The sequence below is a fragment of the Roseovarius gaetbuli genome (genome assembly GCF_900172365.1).
Classification (GTDB): domain Bacteria; phylum Pseudomonadota; class Alphaproteobacteria; order Rhodobacterales; family Rhodobacteraceae; genus Roseovarius; species Roseovarius gaetbuli.
In genome coordinates this window covers 1-13,191 of sequence record NZ_FWFJ01000065.1, presented here as the reverse complement: position 1 = coordinate 13,191, position 13,191 = coordinate 1, and the positions used below count along the sequence as shown (strand labels likewise).

General features: G+C 63.0%; 16 protein-coding genes. 3 read left to right on the top strand and 13 right to left on the bottom strand.

From position 1 onward, the window contains the following. Positions 1-128: 128 nt before the first annotated feature. Entirely contained in the window at positions 129-1,004 is an 876-nt protein-coding gene (dapA, locus tag ROG8370_RS18565) for a 4-hydroxy-tetrahydrodipicolinate synthase (protein WP_085828632.1), read from the bottom strand. A gap of 153 nt (positions 1,005-1,157) precedes the next feature. Between dapA and ROG8370_RS18560 the strand changes: the two genes are divergently transcribed. After that, positions 1,158-3,110: a lytic transglycosylase domain-containing protein gene (locus ROG8370_RS18560; protein WP_085828631.1), complete on the top strand. Its 1,953-nt coding sequence runs from the start codon at positions 1,158-1,160 to the stop codon at positions 3,108-3,110. Positions 3,111-3,128: 18 nt separating this feature from the next. On the opposite strand, the gene ROG8370_RS18555 is transcribed toward ROG8370_RS18560, so the two are convergent. From ROG8370_RS18555 to mnmC2, 7 genes are all read right to left on the bottom strand, one after another. Then, positions 3,129-4,277 (bottom strand): transporter, encoded by a 1,149-nt coding sequence (locus ROG8370_RS18555; protein ID WP_085828630.1) that lies wholly within the window; start codon positions 4,275-4,277, stop codon positions 3,129-3,131. Positions 4,278-4,328: 51 nt separating this feature from the next. Further along, on the bottom strand, positions 4,329-4,664 hold the full coding sequence (locus ROG8370_RS18550; protein ID WP_245827505.1) for a hypothetical protein: 336 nt from the start codon (positions 4,662-4,664) through the stop codon (positions 4,329-4,331). 8 nt (positions 4,665-4,672) lie between these two features. Next, entirely contained in the window at positions 4,673-5,140 is a 468-nt protein-coding gene (locus tag ROG8370_RS21140; RefSeq protein ID WP_245827503.1) for a hypothetical protein, read from the bottom strand. 43 nt (positions 5,141-5,183) lie between these two features. Then, positions 5,184-5,546, bottom strand: a complete 363-nt coding sequence (locus ROG8370_RS21135; protein ID WP_245827501.1) for a hypothetical protein — start codon at positions 5,544-5,546, stop codon at positions 5,184-5,186. 654 nt (positions 5,547-6,200) lie between these two features. Next, positions 6,201-6,584 (bottom strand): hypothetical protein, encoded by a 384-nt coding sequence (locus ROG8370_RS18540; RefSeq protein ID WP_085828628.1) that lies wholly within the window; start codon positions 6,582-6,584, stop codon positions 6,201-6,203. A 159-nt stretch (positions 6,585-6,743) separates the two neighbouring features. Next, positions 6,744-7,610, bottom strand: a complete 867-nt coding sequence (locus ROG8370_RS18535) for a DMT family transporter (protein WP_085828627.1) — start codon at positions 7,608-7,610, stop codon at positions 6,744-6,746. After that, positions 7,607-8,284 (bottom strand): tRNA (5-methylaminomethyl-2-thiouridine)(34)-methyltransferase MnmC2, encoded by a 678-nt coding sequence (gene mnmC2, locus ROG8370_RS18530; protein WP_085828626.1) that lies wholly within the window; start codon positions 8,282-8,284, stop codon positions 7,607-7,609. Before mnmC2 ends, ROG8370_RS18535 begins: the two co-directional genes overlap by 4 nt. Positions 8,285-8,347: 63 nt before the next feature. Between mnmC2 and ROG8370_RS18525 the strand changes: the two genes are divergently transcribed. Further along, the gene (locus ROG8370_RS18525) at positions 8,348-9,376 is read left to right on the top strand and encodes an NAD(P)/FAD-dependent oxidoreductase (protein WP_085828625.1); all 1,029 of its coding nucleotides are present in this window, start codon (positions 8,348-8,350) and stop codon (positions 9,374-9,376) included. A gap of 11 nt (positions 9,377-9,387) precedes the next feature. Next, the gene (locus tag ROG8370_RS18520) at positions 9,388-9,792 is read left to right on the top strand and encodes a VOC family protein (RefSeq protein ID WP_085828624.1); all 405 of its coding nucleotides are present in this window, start codon (positions 9,388-9,390) and stop codon (positions 9,790-9,792) included. A 30-nt stretch (positions 9,793-9,822) separates the two neighbouring features. Here the strand turns inward: ROG8370_RS18520 and pqqE are convergent, their stop codons facing one another. Genes pqqE through pqqA form a run of 5 tightly spaced genes read right to left on the bottom strand, consistent with a single transcriptional unit; the run spans position 9,823 to position 12,971 of the window. Further along, positions 9,823-10,917: a pyrroloquinoline quinone biosynthesis protein PqqE gene (gene pqqE / locus ROG8370_RS18515; RefSeq protein WP_085828633.1), complete on the bottom strand. Its 1,095-nt coding sequence runs from the start codon at positions 10,915-10,917 to the stop codon at positions 9,823-9,825. Further along, on the bottom strand, positions 10,917-11,189 hold the full coding sequence (pqqD, locus tag ROG8370_RS18510) for a pyrroloquinoline quinone biosynthesis peptide chaperone PqqD (protein ID WP_085828623.1): 273 nt from the start codon (positions 11,187-11,189) through the stop codon (positions 10,917-10,919). The genes pqqE and pqqD overlap by 1 nt, the downstream gene beginning before the upstream one ends. After that, on the bottom strand, positions 11,186-11,947 hold the full coding sequence (pqqC, locus tag ROG8370_RS18505) for a pyrroloquinoline-quinone synthase PqqC (RefSeq protein WP_085828622.1): 762 nt from the start codon (positions 11,945-11,947) through the stop codon (positions 11,186-11,188). The genes pqqD and pqqC overlap by 4 nt, the downstream gene beginning before the upstream one ends. Continuing rightward, on the bottom strand, positions 11,944-12,837 hold the full coding sequence (pqqB, locus tag ROG8370_RS18500) for a pyrroloquinoline quinone biosynthesis protein PqqB (RefSeq protein ID WP_085828621.1): 894 nt from the start codon (positions 12,835-12,837) through the stop codon (positions 11,944-11,946). Before pqqB ends, pqqC begins: the two co-directional genes overlap by 4 nt. A 32-nt stretch (positions 12,838-12,869) precedes the next feature. Continuing rightward, positions 12,870-12,971 carry a pyrroloquinoline quinone precursor peptide PqqA gene (gene pqqA, locus ROG8370_RS18495; RefSeq protein WP_073198349.1) on the bottom strand — a complete coding sequence of 34 codons (102 nt, stop codon included), beginning with the start codon at positions 12,969-12,971 and terminating at the stop codon, positions 12,870-12,872. Between the last annotated feature and the right edge of the window lie 220 nt (positions 12,972-13,191).

Below are 13,191 nucleotides of genomic sequence, written 5' to 3'. Positions count from 1 at the left end.
GCTTGCGATCGCTGTATAGCTGCTCTGACAGCGTGCGTGGTCGTGGCGCTCCCGTGACGAACTTGGCCCATAATGCTTCCTTCCATTCCTGAGAAAGGATCGCACCATCAAACCATCGGATCAAACAACTAGGTAAGCAGACCGGCGTGGCGCAGACCGGCATCGACCAGGGCCTTGGTTGGATCGGTTAGCGGGGTCAGCGGCAAGCGGACCTCGTCACTGCACAGGCCAAGGCGGGACATGGCGTATTTGACGCCAACGAGCCCCGGCTCGGTGAAGATCGCGCGGTGCAGCGGCATCAGGCGATCCTGGATCTCGAGCGCGGTGGCGTAATCGCCGGCAAGCGTTGCCGCTTGGACCTGGGCCACGAGTTTGGGGGCGACATTGGCGGTGACCGAGATCACGCCTTGTCCGCCCTGGGCGTTAAAGCCATGCGCGGTGCCGTCTTCGCCGGAAATCTGGGCGAAATCCTTGCCGCAGGTGATCCGTTGTGCGCAGACGCGGGCCAGATCGCCGGTGGCATCCTTGACGCCGACAATGCGCGGCAGTTTCGCCAGTTGGCCCATGGTGTCGGGACTCATGTCAACAGCCGAGCGGCCGGGGATGTTATAGATCACGATAGGCAGGTCGCAGCACTCGTGCAGTGCGGTGAAATGCGCGATAAGTCCGGCCTGTGTCGGCTTGTTGTAATAGGGTGTCACCACCAGTGCGGCATCGGCGCCGACCGAGAGGGCATGGCGCATCAGGCGCATCGATTCTAGCGTGTTGTTGGACCCGGCTCCGGCAATCACCGGAATACGCCCGGCGGCGGCCTTGACCACCTCGGCGACGACGGTTTCATGTTCGGCGTGGGTCAGCGTCGGGCTTTCGCCAGTGGTGCCAACCGGCACGAGGCCGTTGCTGCCTTCAGCAACATGCCAGTCGACGAGTTTCTTGAGCGTATCCAGATCCAGCTCGCCGTTCTTGAACGGCGTGACCAAGGCAGGAAAAGATCCTTTGAACATGACACGCTCCTTTTGACTTCACGTGATGGCGGGCGGCGCCCGGTGTGATCAGGGTCGCCTGGGCGGTTCGGCGCGCATGGTCCCGGGTTGTGAATGGACGCGGGCGCGCGTGACGCATAGGCTGGCGCTGTCTATCCTTCGCAATGGCGGGAAATGCAAGAGATGTTGCGCGTTTGCACCCTTGTTCTGGGGTTTCTTGGGTCGGTTTTGACGGCGCATGCCGCCGATTTGCCACGCATTGCGCCGCGCCCCCTGGCCAGTGCGCTTGAGGCGATGCAAGGCGGGCGATGGGACGCGGCGGCGCAATTGGCGCGGCGCGACGGGCCTGCGGCTGGCGAATTGATCGAATGGTATCACCTGCGCGCGGGGCTTGGGGAACCTGCCGAGGTCTTGGCATTCCTGCGGCGAAACAGCCATTGGCCGGGGTTGGATTATCTGCGCCGTCAGAGCGAAGAGGCGATGGCCGATGCGGCGTTTGACGATGTGCTGGCGTTTTACGACGGGTACCGCCCGCAGACCGGCACCGGGGTTTTGAGTCTGGCCCGCGCACTTGTCGCGCGCGGTCGGGTGGGTGAGGCCGAGGCCAGTGTCGTGCTTGGCTGGCGCACGCTTGATCTGTCTTCCGAGGAGCATGATGCGTTCATGGCCGAGCATGGCGCATTATTGGCCCCGCACCACGCCGCACGCCTTGAGATGGCGCTTTGGCGGGGGCTGCGCGATGTGGCGGATATTCTCCCGCTGGTGAGCGAAGCCGACCGCAGCCTCGCCAAGCTGCGCGGGACGGTCGAGAATGAGGGTGGTGAGGGATTGAGCGAGGCGCAGCAGCGCCACCCCGGCATCGCCTATGAGCTTTTCAACAGGCACCTGCAGAACGATCCCGACAAGGCCATCGAAGTGATCCTGCGCCAGAGCCGGATCAAGGCGGGTCTTGGCGAGCCAGAGCGTTGGGCCAGTTGGCGGCGCGCGCTTGCCCGTCAGAAGATGCGCGAGGGCGAGGCGCAGCTGGCCTATGATCTGGCCTCGGTGCATCAGCTCGTTGAGGGGGCGAACTACGCCGATCTTGAATGGCTCTCGGGCTATCTGGCGCTGCGGTATCTTGAGGCCCCGGAATTGGCGCTTGATCACTTTCAGCGGTTCCGCGCGGCGGTGGCCACCCCGATTTCGCTTGGGCGCGCGGGCTATTGGATCGGGCGGGCGCAAGAGGCGCTTGGTGATCCGCAGGCGGCGAAGCTGGCCTATGGCGAAGGGGCTGCCTATCAGACCAGCTTTTACGGCTTGCTGGCCGCCGAGAAGGCCGAGCTGCCGGTTGATCCGATGTTGGCCGGACGGGAAATGTTCCCGCCCTGGCGCGCGGCGGATTTTGCAAAAAGTGACTTGAAAGAGATCGGCACGCTGGCCCTTGCGATGGGGGATCTCGGGCTTGCGCGGCGGTTCATCATTCACCTCTCAGAGGCGCAGGATCGCACAGGTTTGGGTCAGATGGGCCAAATGCTGGCCGATCTCAAGCAGCCGCATTTGCAGGTGATGCTTGGCAAGGCGGCCGCCGGGCGCGGCATCGTGATCGAGTCGCCCTATTACGCCCTGCATCCGGTCGCCGAGATGGCGCTTGCGGTTCCGACCGAAATGGCGCTTGCGATTGCCCGGCGCGAAAGCGAGTTCAATCATCTGGTGGTCAGCGGCGCCGGGGCGCAGGGGCTGATGCAGGTCATGCCGGGCACCGCGCGCGATGTGGCGCGCGATCTTGGTATCGAGCATGAGCGTGACAAGGTGCTGACCGATTGGGCCTATAACGCGCGGCTTGGCGCGACCTATCTGGCGCAACTCGGCGCGCGGTTTGACGGCAATGTGGTGCTGGTCGCGACCGGGTATAACGCCGGGCCCGCGCGGGCGACGCAATGGGTCGAGGACTACGGCGATCCGCGCGCCACCAAGGGCGATGCGATCATCGACTGGATCGAGCATATCCCGTTTCGCGAGACCCGCAATTACGTGATGCGCGTCGCTGAAAGCCTGCCGGCCTATCGCGCGCGCTTGGGAAAAGAGGCGTTGCCCCTGCCGTTTACGCAGGAGTTGCGCGGCAAAACTGTCGCCCCCCTTGGCGATTAGGCCAAAGGGGGCGTGATCTTAGAACGGTTTGCGCCAGGCGACTGCCAGTGACCAATCGGTCTTGGACTGCACCCCGTTGAGGTTTTGATAGACCGGTACGCCAAGTTCGACGCCCAAGAGTTGCCCCTTGAGAAGCCCGCGGCGCGGGGTCATGTCGGCGCCGGCGTAAAGCGTGATGTAATCGCCGCCATAATTGCGCGGATCGGCCCCAAGCGACGGCCCGGCAATGTTGGTGTCCCGGCCTTTGATCCGCCCGGCATGGCGATACTCGGCGCGACCTGAATAGCTTATCCAAGGGGCGGCGCGATAGCTAAGCCAGCCGGTCAGGGCGGCCTCGTGCCCAAAGCGATACCCCTCGTCATTCTCGCCCAAGCGGATGATGCCGCGCACCTGCCCGCCCCAGTTCAGCGCACCCTTGCCGGTCTCATAGGTCAGGCTTGGGTGAAGGTCATAGGTGCCAGATCCAAGCTGCATCGAATAGGCAAGCCGCCGGGTGGGGCGGGTGTTCATCGGCGAGAGCATCTGCCCGGTCTCGGTGATCGACCCGGTCGGCAGGCTAAGCCCAAGCCCGACGCGCGCGCTGCCTTTGGGAGTCTTTTTCAACGCCAGCAAGGCCCCGAGCCGGATATCGCCAAGCCCGTTGGATGTGCTGGTGTTGTCGCCCAGAACCGTGGTGCCCGCAGGCCCTGCACAGGTGCGCATGGTCATGGATTTCTCAACATAGGGCAGCATCCCCATCAGGGTCAGGCGATGGCTCGGCGCATAGATCGCGCCGAGCATATGCATGTTCATGCTCATGCTGACGGGGGCCACGCGAATGGTGGGCGGCTGACCGGGAAGGGCGGCAAAGGCGTTGGGCACGGTGGTGACAAGCGTGTTGGCATCCATGTCGTTGGTGCCTTCGCGAATGCCCGACATCTCCATCGTGCCATAGCGATAGGTCAGCACCAGCTTGCCCTTGGGCAGTTGGTGACGCGCCGGTACGCCAATCGGGCCATGGCGGTGCATCTTGTGGTGTTCCTTGGCGTGAGACATCTCACCCATCGTCATCTCGTCGCCCTCGGGCATCATGGTCTGGGCATTGGCCATCGGCGCCAAAAGCCCGGCGCAGACAAGAGCCGCGCCAACTGTTCGGTTGATCATCATCGTATCTTTCAGATCGGGCACGCCCCTGGGCGGCCCGTTATTTCGGTCTTGGAACGTGAAAATGTCAGGTCTTCAGGACCGAAGGCGCGGCGGCGCGCGCGAGTGATAAGGGCCTTGGCCATCGCCATTGGCCCAAAGCGAGGCCATCGGTGCAGTGGGCGCGGTGGTGACCGCGCGGGTTGGCGCGGTCACCGGTTGATCGGGGGTCAGCAAAGCGGCGGTGATGCCAAAGGCCGGGCAGGGGTCGTGCAGGGGCTCGCCGTCGTCCGCTGTGTCCTCTGCGGGCATGCTCTGGCTGCCGATGGGGATATAGATGATCTCGGCGCCGGTACAGATCGCCATCATGCCGGGGCCGGGGGCGCCCTCGGCCATCACCATCGGCAAGGCCGCCACGCGCAGCGCCAGCAAGCAGGCGATCAGGATCGCGGCAAGACCCCGCGCGGCTGATTTGATGTGTGGGATGGTGCGCCGCATGACTGCCTTGATGGTGGTGTGCGGTCATTATATTCGAGATCACGAATTTGTGAAGTGCGACCGACCCGATTGGCCCGTTTTGACGCAGGGTCGGGCGCGCAGGCTGGACTGCGCGCCCGGCTTTCGTCTTGGAAGGCCAGTTGCCAGCCCAATGTCGCGGTCCAGTCGGTTTCCATCTGGGGGCCATTCAGATCCTGATAGACCGGTACACCCAGCTCGAACGCCAGACGATGCCCACGCAGGCCGCCGCGCTGACCCATGAGGTTGAAACCGCCATAAAGCGTCACGGTGTTGCGCGCCTCGATACGGCCCGAAAGGCCGATCCAGGGCTGCGGCTGATAGCTGGCCCAGGTGGTGATCGCGGCCTGATCGCCAAGGCGATAGCCGTCGGTCTTGCCGGTGCGGATCACACCCGAAAGCTGTGCGCCCTACTTGGTAAGCCCCTGGCCGCCATTATAGGTGATGCCGGGCAACAGGTCGAAAGTGCCCGAGCCAAGCTGCATCGCGTAGGGCAAGCGCACGGTGGGACGAGCGCCATTGGCGGCAAGAATGGTTCCGGATTCCGAGGTCGACCCGGTCGGAAGGCTGACCCCCCATGTTGAGGTGAAGCTTGTGATTGCCGCTGGTCATATGGCCAATCAAAGCCGAGACTTTAACATCACCGATCCCTTCGGATTTGGTACGAAACCCGCCCAGAACCGTGGTGCCGGCGCCGCCCTGATAGGTCAGGTGGTCCATCTGCTTGGTGATATAGGGCAGCATCGCCATCAGGGTGATGCGGTCATTCGGGGCATACATCGCGCCTAACATATGCATTTGCATCTGCATGTCGGTGGGCAGGATCCGGAGTGTGGGCGGCTGGCCGGGAGCGCCGAAAAAACCGGTTCGGAACGGTGGTGACGATGGTGTCATTGCTGACGTTGTTGGTGCCGATCTGATTGCCGCGCATGTCCATGTGCATGAACCGATAGGATAGCATCACCTAGGCGCGTTTGTGGCGGTGTTCGCCCATCACGCCAATCGGCGCATGGCTATCGGCCCGCAGAGGCGGCAGGGCGGTCGTTGTTACGGTAAGGCCGGTAGCGGCGTCTGCGGCGGGAACGGGATCGTCCTAGTGGGCAAGGGCCGGTGTGGCGAGGGCAAAAAGCGAGAGGCTTGCGCAGAGTGAGGCTGTGCGCAGGAAACCCTGTGTCATGTGAGGTAACTATTTGTATTTATTTAATGTATTTGGCGAGATCACCGGACGAAACCGAAGACGGAAAGGTCATGCCGCATTGGGGCTGGCATGGCCGACATGGCCCTGTTTACCGGTTCCGAAGCACCCACCGGCCCCGTCAAAGGGGCGGAAAAGCGATTTGGCTGAACAGGTAGCTATGCGGCAGGCGCGCGAGCGCCGGATGTCCCGCTGGAGATGCACCGATGTCGTAAATTCGACAGGGCGCACGGGCAGGACCAATCGGCGAATGCCAGCTATCCCAAGGCCGACCCAAGGGGCGCTCGCGGGCTGTACGCGGCAGGCAACGCGCCTGCCGCGACCCGAAAATCATCACTCTGTACGCGTGTCCGTGAGTAGACAAGGTTAGTGGCATCCGGTTCGGCGCCACAATCTGGCAACACCCTGGCAGCCGTGAAAAACGGGCAGGGCGTGTAAAGATGGTGTTTGTCGGATGGGACCTGCCCACCGTCCATGTGCTGCGCATGCGCGGCGGTCTTGGCCTGTGCGGCCTTGGCCGCCAGCTCGTGCTGACACTCGATCGCGGGGGCGGCGACGACGCGCAGGGCAAGCAACAGGACAAGCAGTGCGGGGAACGTGCCCACGCCCTTTATCGCGTTGATGATTCTGCCGACTTTCATCGTCACCAAATCCCCGACCCCAATAACACAGGCCGATTGTTCCAAAATCTATCGCTGGCCCGAGTAATGAATGAGGTCTGCGGATGGGTAAGCGTACCCCGAGAGGTGGGGCTTGAGCCTGTGGCGGATTGTCACGCCCCCTTGTCGCGCCCTAATCCGTTATGCGGCGCGGCGTTGTCGCCAGAGCGTGAACAACCCCGCCCCCACGATCAAAGCGCCACCAAGCGCCACGTTCAGGCGGATCGATTCCGAAAAGATCAGAATGCCGATGGTGCTTGCGAACAATAGCTGCAGATAGGCAAAGGGCTGTACCGCGCTCGCCTCGGCGACCTCGTAGCATTTGATCAGCGTCCAGTGCCCCGCCGCGCCGGCGACGCAAAGCGCCCCCATCCAGACCCAGTCAGAGCCAATCATCGGCTCCCAGAACCACATGCCGACGGCGGTCATCGCCACGGAACCGACTGTGCCGGTCCAGAAAAAGCTTGTCGCGGCGGTATCGCGGCGCGCCACGTAGCGCGTCAAGAGACCGTAAAGCGCAAACATCAACGCGGCGATCAGCGGCACGATGGCTTGCGGTTTGAACACCCCAAAGCCGGGCTCCAAGATGATGATCACCCCGACAAAGCCAACCGCGATCGCGACCCACCGCCGCCACCCCACCTTTTCGCCCAGAACCGGCCCCGAGAGCGCGGCAATCAACAGCGGATAACAGGCAAAGACCGCGTGGCTTTCGACCAGACCCAAAAGGGTGAACCCAAGGATCATCACGCAGATTTCCGTCACCAGAAGCAGCGAACGAAATGCCTGCATCAACGGCTGGCTCGTGGCAGCGGCGGCGCGCAGACCACCGGCCTTGCGGCTGGCGATGGTCATGACGAAGGCGGCAAAGAACCAATAGCGGATCATCACCACCATCAGCACGTTGTATTCGCTGGCAAGATGGCGCGAAATGCCGTCCTGCATCGCGAAGATGAACGTCGTGGTGATCATCAGCCAGATCCCCAGCCGGGTGTTTTGCGCGTTCATATCGTGCCCTTCGTGGCGGTGGTCATATGGCGCTTGCGCCCGAAACCCGGCTGACGGGTAACGATAAACCCCGCCGCCTCAAGCCCGCGACGCACGAAACCGGCGGCGGTATAGGTGGCGGCGGTTCCGGTGTCGGATGTGTGACCGGCGACCTCGGCCAAAAGGTCGTCTTGCCACAACTCGGGGTTCTTGGCCGGGGAAAACCCGTCGAGAAACCAGGCATCGGCGCGCGCCGACCACATGGCAAGGGTCTGGCGCGCATCGCCCGCGATCAGGGTAAATGTAAGGTCCGGCAGGGTGATCACCTGTGCGCCGCCCTGCCAATGGGGGGCAAGCTCGGCGGCGATATCCGACAGCTCGGGAAAGGCCGATTGCGCGCGCCGCATCTGTTCGGGGCTCATTGGATAGGCCTCGAACGTCGTGAAATAGAGCCGCCCGGTGATCTTGGTCGCGCGCCACACGGCAAGGCTTGCCAAAAGGTTCAGCCCGGTGCCAAAACCCAGCTCGGCAATGTGAAACCCGTCGCAAAACCGCGCCGGAAGGTCATTGCCCGCCAGAAACACATGCTGCGTTTCCGCCAGCCCGTTTTCAAGGCTGAAATAGGGGTCGTCGAACTGGGTCGAGACGGGAATATCGCCGTCACGCCAGAGGACATCGGCCTGCTGGCCCTGCATGCGTTGATCCTTTAAAGCGGGGGTAGACTGGCGAGACCATGCAGGGGGACAGGCGTTTTGGCAATGGCCGATGTAACGGTGATGGGCGCAGGAATTTTCGGCCTTTCGGTGGCCTGGATCTGCGCGCAGCGCGGTGCCCACGTGCGCGTGATTGATCCCTATGGCCCCGGCGCCGGGGCCTCGGGCGGCATCATCGGGGCACTCGCGCCGCATGTGCCGGAAAAATGGAATGAAAAGAAAGAGTTTCAATTCAAAAGCCTGATCATGGCCGAACGATTTTGGGCCAGCGTCGCCGAGGCCTCTGGGCAATCGCCGGGATATGCCCGCCTTGGGCGCTTGCAACCGGTTGCGGATGAGGCCGCCTTGACGCTGGCGCATGCGCGGGCGGAAAATGCGCGCACGCTCTGGCAGGGCAAGGCGACATGGCGCGTGATTGCCGCAGACGTTGACTGGGCCCCTTTTAGCCCGAGCGGATATATGATCGAGGATACGCTAAGCGGGCGCGTGCATCCGCGCCTTGCCTGCATCGCGCTCGCTGCGGCGATTCGGGCAAAGGGCGGCGAGGTGGTGACCTCGGGCGCGCCCGAGGGACGGGTGATCTGGGCCACTGGCGTTGCGGGGTTGCACGAGTTGAGCCGCGCCCACACCCGCAGCGTCGGCAGTGGCGTCAAGGGACAGGGCGCGCTTTTGGCCTATGACGCCGCCCACCTGCCGCAGCTTTTTGCCGACATGCTCCACATTATTCCGCATGAGGACGGCACCACCGCCATCGGATCAACCACCGAGAACACCTATGACGACCCCACCAGCACCGATGCGCAGCTTGACGCGGTGATCGCGCGGGCGCGCGCGGCGGTGCCGGTTCTGGCCGATGCGCCGGTTCTGGCGCGATGGGCCGGCATTCGCCCCCGAAGCCGAAGCCGCGGGCCTATCCTTGGGGCGCATCCCCTGCGGGCCGGTGAATTCATCGCCAATGGCGGCTTCAAGATCGGCTTTGGCATGGCCCCCAAGGTTGCCGAGGTGATGGCCGACCTGATCCTTGACGGGGTGGATGCTATCCCCGAGGGGTTCCGCCCCGACGCCTCGTATTGAAAGGACATGCCATGCACCCCACGCTAACGGCGCTGGATCATCTGGTTTTGACCGTGGCCGATCTTGATGCGAGCATTGCCTTTTACCGCGATGCTCTGGGGATGACGGCAGAGGCCTTTACACCCGCTGACGGCACGGCCCGTTGGGCGCTCAAGTTCGGCGCGCAAAAGATCAACCTGCATCTGGCAGGGGCCGAGTTTGAACCCAAGGCACGCCGCGCCATGCCCGGCTCGGCGGATCTGTGTTTTCTGAGTGAGACGTCGATCTCCGACTGGCAGGCGCATTTCGCGCGCTGTGGAATCGCGGTTGTCGAGGGTCCGATACGCCGCACCGGGGCCACGGGGCCGATCCTTTCGCTTTACCTGCGCGACCCGGACGGCAACCTGATTGAGGTCTCGAACAGGGTCGATGGGTGATCGCGCGGCACCTTTGGCGCTATTCCCGCGTTAACCCGGCGTCTTATCCATCACCCGCCACGTCAGCGTCGCCTCATCCTGACCGGAAAAATCCGCAGCAAGGTCGCGGATCTTGGCGTGATCGGGGGATTTGACACAGACCGGATCGGTTGCCGTGGGATCACCGGCAATCGCCATCGCCTGACAGCGGCAACCGCCGAAATCAATCGTCTTGCGCTCGCAGGAGCGGCAGGGTTCCTGCATCCAGTCGGTGCCGCGATAGGCGTTGAACGCGCTGCCGTTCTGCCAGATATCGGCAAGCGGGCGGTCGCGCACATTGTCAAACTCAAGGGTCTTGATCGTCTGCGCCGCATGACACGGCAGGACAAGCCCGTCAGGCGCGACATTGATGCCGGTGCTGGCCCATCCGCCCATGCAGGGCTTGGGGTAATCGGCGTGATAATCGGCAGGCACATAGTCGATCACCAGTGTGCCCTTAAGCCGCGCGCGGGCCTCGGCGACGGTGCGATTTGCCTCTGTCGCCTGCTCGCGGGTGGGCATCAGGGCGCCGCGATTCTGCATCGCCCAGCCGTGAAATTGTACTGTCGCCACCTCGATCCGGCGCGCGCCCATCTCCTGCGCCATTTCTATCGCGCGGCTCAACTGGTGCATATTGCCCCGGTGCATCACGAAGTTCAGCGTCAAGGGAAAGCCGATTGCGCCGATCCATTTGGCCACGGTCATCTTGCGGTCATAGCCGCCCTTATAGCCGCCGATCCGGTCGGCCATCGCCGCGTCGGTGCCTTGAAGCGACAGCTGCACGTGATCAAGGCCCGCCTCGTCCAATTCGGCCAGGCGCTTTTCGGTCAGGCCGATGCCAGAGGTGATCAGGTTGGTGTAAAGCCCCGCCTCGCGCGCCGCGCGCACAAGATCGGTGAGGTCACGGCGCGAGGCCGGCTCGCCCCCCGAGAGGTGCAATTGCAACACGCCCATGGCGGCGGCCTGTTCAAACACCGAGCGCCAGTCGTCTGTCGAAAGCTCGCTTTCGCGCGCGGTCAACTCGACCGGGTTGGAGCAATAGGGACAGGACAAAGGACAGCGATGGGTGAGTTCCGCAAGCATCGCGATGGGGGGCTGAACCTGCATCATGTCACCTCTAGAAAGCGGCGATTGGCCAGCTCTTGCAAAAAATCCGTGCTGTCGCGGGTCACATCCTCTAGCGGCGCCTCGAAGGTCGCCGAGAGGTCGGCGGCGATGGCCGCAAGTGTGGTTTTCCCGTCAACGCGGCTCAGGATGGCGTGACCGATGGGGTCAAGCCGGATCGCGCGCTCGGGGGCCAAAAGAACCCAATTGTCGCGGACCTTGTCAAAATGAAGCCGCACGCCACGCGGCAGAAAGGGTGTGCCCTCGGGGGTCATGCCGCACCTTTCGCAAGCAATCCCTCGCCGGGGTGCCATGCACCGGGAGGGATGCGCGCAGGATCGACATAGGCCGAGTATAGCGCGTCAAGCTGTGACCAGAGCACATCGGTCTTGAACACCAGGGCGGCGGCGGCGGCATCCTGTTTCTCGGCCGTATCGGCGTGATCGAGCACCCATTTCAGCCCAAAAGCCACGTCCTTGGGCGCCTCTTTCAGGCGATTGCGGAAATAGGCAAGGCTGCTGTCATCGGCAAAGGCGTAATTGGCCAAAAGGCCTTCGATCCGCTCGGCGTGAATCTTGGGCGCAAAAAGTTCCGTAAGCGAGGCCGCGACTGCCTCAAGCAGGGGCCTGTCGCGCACGAAATGCACATAGGCATCGACCGCGAATTTGGTGGCAGGCAGCACGCCATCGGTGCTTGCCACATAGTCGGGGTCAAGCCCGACCGCCTGCGCAAGGCGCAGCCAGCGGCGAATTCCGCCCTCATTCTCGGCGGTGCCATCGTGATCTTCGATCCGCGAGCGCCAGATGCGGCGCAGGGCGGGGTCCTCGACGCGGCTTAGAAAGGCGGCATCCTTCATCGGGATGCGCGCTTGGTAATAATAGCGGTTGATTACCCAGGCGCGCACCTGATCGGGGGTACAGCCGCCCGAATGCAAAAGGTGATGAAACGGGTGGCGATCGTGATAGCGCTCGGCGCCGATTTGGCGCAGGCGGGCCTCGAATTCAGCAGCGGTGGCGGGGTGCGTGGCGGTCATAAGGTCAGCTCCATTCCATCCTGCCCGATGATCCAGCCGGCGGCCTCGGCCTCGGCCCGTTCGCCCGCATCGGGGCGGAACACCGGGTTGGAATTGTTCATATGCACAAAGACTTTGCGCCCGATCCCAAGGTCGCGCAGCGCCGCGATAGAGCCCTCTGGCCCGCTCATCGAGATATGCCCCATGCGCTTGCCGGTCTTTTGGCTCAGGCCCATTTCAAGCATCTCGTCATCGCGCCAGAGCGTGCCGTCGAAAAACACCATATCGGCCCCTTTCAAACGACCCGCCAACCGCTTGGTCACGGCGGCGCAGCCGGGGATGTAATAGATGTCGCGCCCCTCGGCGTGGATATGCACGCCGGTGGTCTGTTCGCCCTCAAGGTCGGTCTTGACCTCGGCGCCTTCCATGTAAAGCGGCACCTTGCCGGGCACCGAAAACAGCGTGGCGGTCAGGCCGGGCAAAAGCGTGGTCTCCTTGTCGAGCGCAATCGTGACGCGCGGCACGCGGACCGGATCAACCGCATTCAACAGCGGGTTGGCCGCCAGAACCTCGTGAATTTCGCCGGTGGCATGCAGGGCAAAGGGCTGTTGCTCGCGCAGCGACAAAAGCCCCGCAACGTGGTCGATATCACCATTGGTCAAAAGCACGGCTGCGATCGGGGACTCGCGCAGGCCCGTCGGATGCAGCGCCGGATTATCGGCGATCTGGCTGCGGATATCCGGCGAGGCGTTCAAAACGACCCAACGCTCGCCATCAATGCTGATGGCGAGCGAGGATTGTGTAGATGACGGGATTTTACCCGCGCGGGCCAGATTGCAATTGTCGCATCCGCAATTCCATTGCGGAAGCCCGCCCCCGGCCGCAGCACCAAGTATCAAAGCTTTGAACACCTGCTACCTCGCTCCGCCCGAGATTGAATTATTTAGAATAGGACGCCGCCGCCGTCGCGTTCTTCGGCCGGGCCGTACATGTTGATTTCCATGCCGCAGTTCAACTCACGCAGAACAGGTTTACTCCATGCCATGATCAATCCTCCCTTGGGTTCGTGGCTAGACCCTTGAATTAGATATTTGCAACCTCGACTTGTCAACGCTTCTGACGGGGTCACTCCTACGACTTTAGTATCCACGCCGTGGAGCAAACCCTCCGACTTCCAGTCGGACCCGCTTCAGCGTGAAAGAATCGCTTTATGATCGTACCCTCAGAAAAATGAGCCGCAGCCGGGTCGGAGGCTCATTTTTCTG